General features: G+C 46.7%; 3 protein-coding genes. All 3 read left to right on the top strand.

What is annotated here, in order from left to right; genetic code table 11:
- Positions 1-309: 309 nt before the first annotated feature.
- Genes BLT02_RS16575 through BLT02_RS16565 form a run of 3 tightly spaced genes read left to right on the top strand, consistent with a single transcriptional unit; the run spans position 310 to position 3,512 of the window.
- Complete coding sequence (locus BLT02_RS16575) at positions 310-1,548, top strand: site-specific integrase (protein WP_092998125.1); 1,239 nt, start codon at positions 310-312, stop codon at positions 1,546-1,548.
- Positions 1,538-2,518 carry a tyrosine-type recombinase/integrase gene (locus BLT02_RS16570; RefSeq protein ID WP_092998122.1) on the top strand — a complete coding sequence of 327 codons (981 nt, stop codon included), beginning with the start codon at positions 1,538-1,540 and terminating at the stop codon, positions 2,516-2,518. The genes BLT02_RS16575 and BLT02_RS16570 overlap by 11 nt, the downstream gene beginning before the upstream one ends.
- Positions 2,499-3,512 carry a tyrosine-type recombinase/integrase gene (locus tag BLT02_RS16565; protein WP_092998119.1) on the top strand — a complete coding sequence of 338 codons (1,014 nt, stop codon included), beginning with the start codon at positions 2,499-2,501 and terminating at the stop codon, positions 3,510-3,512. Before BLT02_RS16570 ends, BLT02_RS16565 begins: the two co-directional genes overlap by 20 nt.
- The last annotated feature ends 195 nt before the right edge of the window (positions 3,513-3,707 follow it).

Genomic DNA, 3,707 nt, shown 5'->3' with positions numbered 1-3,707 from the left:
TTCAGTAATGGCTGTATCCTCTCCTTGAACCACCATATCAGCACGTAGTGCATGTACAGGTTTGCAATTATCGGAGAACAGACCGCCCCTTATGCAAAGTTCTGCGTTATGTAGAGTTAAGTGTTGTAATCCTTGAATTATCAAGAAATCGTCTTTCTCTATCTCGACATAATTCGTCTTCTGAAATATTTCTGACACCATTGGCTACTCAACCTTTCAGTATGCCTGGAGAAAAAAATAATTATCAGACTTATGTTTTCTCCGCCGTATTGCTATTCTGTTCCCATCAACAGAAAGGCGGTGAAATATATGACTCTGACAGTAATTACAGAAGGTCTGCTTAAGCTTCTTGAAGCCAACCATTATAACCCTGCAACCATCAGGTTTTACCAGCGTGAGTGGAACAAAATAAGCAGTTTTCTCTATGCCGAATACTCTGATGAAGAGTTCGAAATGGAACGGGGGCTGGCGTACCTTGAAAATCAGTATGGTTTTGTCACCAGATACAATGACGGAACCTTATCTCAACAACGAGTCCAGTTGTTGCGTGTGGTCCATATGCTGGAGGACTACAGGCTGCACCAGGTTCTTACGCGCCGTTATCATGCATCAAAGAATCCGATCGTTCTTGGAGGAAAGTATTCGGAAATCTTTAAGGATTATTGCAGTTATCTTGGCGGAACAGATCTTGCAGCAAGTACTGTAAAGCATTATTCAAGTACTGCTCTCGTTTTTCTGGACTTTCTTTCCCAGAAGGGTATCGAGGATCCTTCAGCAATCGATTTGTCCGGCTGTAATGGTTATCTGAAAACACTTGCCGGTTTCAGTTTTAAAACCGTGGAGCAAAACGTGTGCGGGCTGCGTTTCCTGTTACGTTATCTTCTCGAAAACGGACTGTTATCTGAAGATTATGCATCGAAGATCCACATGCCTCCTGTCTCAAAGCAGGCGACGATCCCCTCGGCCTGGACTGTTGATGAGCTGAAACAGCTGATCAGCGTTATTGACAGGAACAGTCCCATCGGAAAGCGTGACTACGCCATGATACTGCTGGCGTGCGTGTTGGGCCTTCGAATCAGTGACATCAAGAGCCTCAGGTTTTCGAACTTCGACTGGAACAACAAAGAACTGTTCCTGGTCCAGAAGAAAACGAAGAAGCCTTTGAAACTTCCGCTTCCCGACCTCATTGGCTGGGCTGTTATTGACTACATCCGTGACGGGCGTCCCAAATATGATGCCTCAGACTTTGTTTTTATCAAGCATATGCCGCCGTTTAATCCCTTATCCGACAATGATCATCTGCAGCGGCAGATTATATACCACATGAATAAAGCAGGAATCCACCGCGACAGGAACAAACACTCTGGTTTCCATTCCCTGAGACATTCCGCCGGCTCCATGATGCTTGAGATGGGAACATCTCTCCCGGTGATCACAACCGTGTTAGGCCATTCGGATATGGATGTTACAGCGATTTATCTGAAGACCGATCTCAGTAAACTTGCGGAATGTGTCCTTCCGTTGGAGGGTATTGACCATGTCCAGTAAGTTTAAAAGTATTTTTGCAGATGACTTCAAAGAACTCATTGCTGTAAAACGGGCCCTCGGATTCAAGTATCTTACCGAAGAAGGAGCGTTCCTCAGGATTGATGAATTCCTTGCCAGCCACTATGTTGACACAAAGGAGATTTCACGTGAGCTTTGTGAGGAATGGTGCAGGAAACGCAGTTATGAGTCCCCTGCCAATCATGGCTCCAGGGTCAGTCAGATGCGTGTATTCTGCAGGTATCTGAATGATGTCGGAATAAAAGCATATATCCCGCCTCCACGTATGACAAGGAGCCCCCCGAAGTATGATGCCCACATTTATACACCTAATGAACTCAGGTGCTTTTTCGAGGCAGTTGACAAAAGCCAGTCGGTTCCATCTGAATGTCCCTACCGCGGGATGGTCATGCCGGTTTTCTTCCGTATCCTTTATACCAGCGGAATGCGGGTATCCGAACTCAGACTGGCACGCATCAAGGACGTTGACCTTGAACGATGCTGTATCCTCGTGCGAGGTGGAAAGAACCGAAAGGACCGGATTGTTCCGATCCATCCCGAACTCGCTGAGCGATGCCGTACACTGAAAGCAGAGATCCACAGTGATTCAAGTGATGATGAATACTTCTTTATGCAGTATCCCGGACGGGCAATGACGCTTGGAAACATTTACAAGAACTTCAGGAAATATCTTGTAACAGCCGGTATAGCACACACGGGCCATGGCCCAAGGGTTCACGATTTTCGTCACACTTACTGCACAAACCTCCTTCTCAAGTGGAGCAGGGAAGGTAAAGACCTTATGGCATATCTTCCTTACATGAGAACGATGCTCGGTCACGAAAGTTTCGATGAGACAGCCTATTATCTCAAGCTCACGGCAGATGTATTCCCTTTCATCAGGGAGAGTCTGAAGAAGTCGTTTCCATCCATGATTGATGAGGTTTCCTTCAATGAGCGTGAATACTACTGACTTTGCCAGAATGGTTACCGGGTTTCTCACAGACTATCTGCCTCTTCAGCGCGGATATTCGAAGAACACGATCCTCAGTTACCGTGATGCCTTAAAGCTATTTATCGTATTCCTTACAGAAGAGAAGGAAATACAGTTGTCAAAGTTTACCATGTCAGGGTTCACCAGGATACTTGTTGTCGAATTTCTTGAGTGGTGCCGGGCAAAAGGCGCATCTGTCTCTACAGCCAACCAGCGATTAGCAGCGCTGAAGTCTTTTGCTTCCTATGCCCAGATCGAACGGATCGATTATATGGCTCCCCTGCAGGATGTTCAGGGCATACGTTCACGCAGGACGGAGGGAAAAGAAATCGCATTCCTTAGCGTTGAACAGATGACGTTATTGATCAACCAGCCCGATGTTAACACTCGATGCGGACTGCGTCATCGAACAGCGCTGACCCTTTTGTATGACAGCGGATGCCGTGTGCAGGAACTATGCGACATCCGACTCTGTGACGTTAACACCGGAAACAATCCAACGGTTAAACTCCACGGAAAAGGTGACAAGTACCGCACAGTAGTCATTTCTGATAGCACGGGAAGCTTGTTGAAGGAATATATTTCTCGTCAGCGGAATGGTGCTTTGCAAAACCAGCCATTGATTGTTAACCGCACTGGCCGGAAACTGAGCCGCGATGGTGTTCAATACATGATCGATAAATATGTTCGTGAAATCCAGGCGGAGAATAAGGCATTCCCGGATCATGTCCATTGCCATCAGTTTCGCCACAGTAAGGCGATGCACATGCTCGCTGCCGGGATCAACATAGTATATATTCGCGATTTTCTCGGCCACGAAGATATTTCTACTACTCAGGTGTACAGCCGCGCTGACAATAGGTTGAAGAATGAAGCGATCAATGCGTTAGCACCCAAGCTTGTAGCAGAGACCGGACTCCCAGACTGGAGAGCAGATCAGGACTTACTCGGTTTCCTTAATTCATTCAGGTAGGGATGTTATGCTGAGATGTTTATATTGCGATGCTTGTTTTTCAACAGTTTCCTCCATTAACTCGGCATAACAACTAGCTCGACATAAGGATCCTTATGCGGATATCCGCATAACGCCCCCTGGCCCGATCCTTCCTCTGTCGGCTCGTATATGAAGTCCTTCATAATGCCTGCCTTCAGCATCCGTCTGACCAGT

The sequence above is a fragment of the Sarcina sp. DSM 11001 genome, assembly GCF_900101015.1.
Taxonomy (GTDB): Bacteria; Bacillota; Clostridia; order Lachnospirales; family Lachnospiraceae; genus CAG-791.
This window is presented reverse-complemented; position numbering and strand designations above follow the sequence as displayed.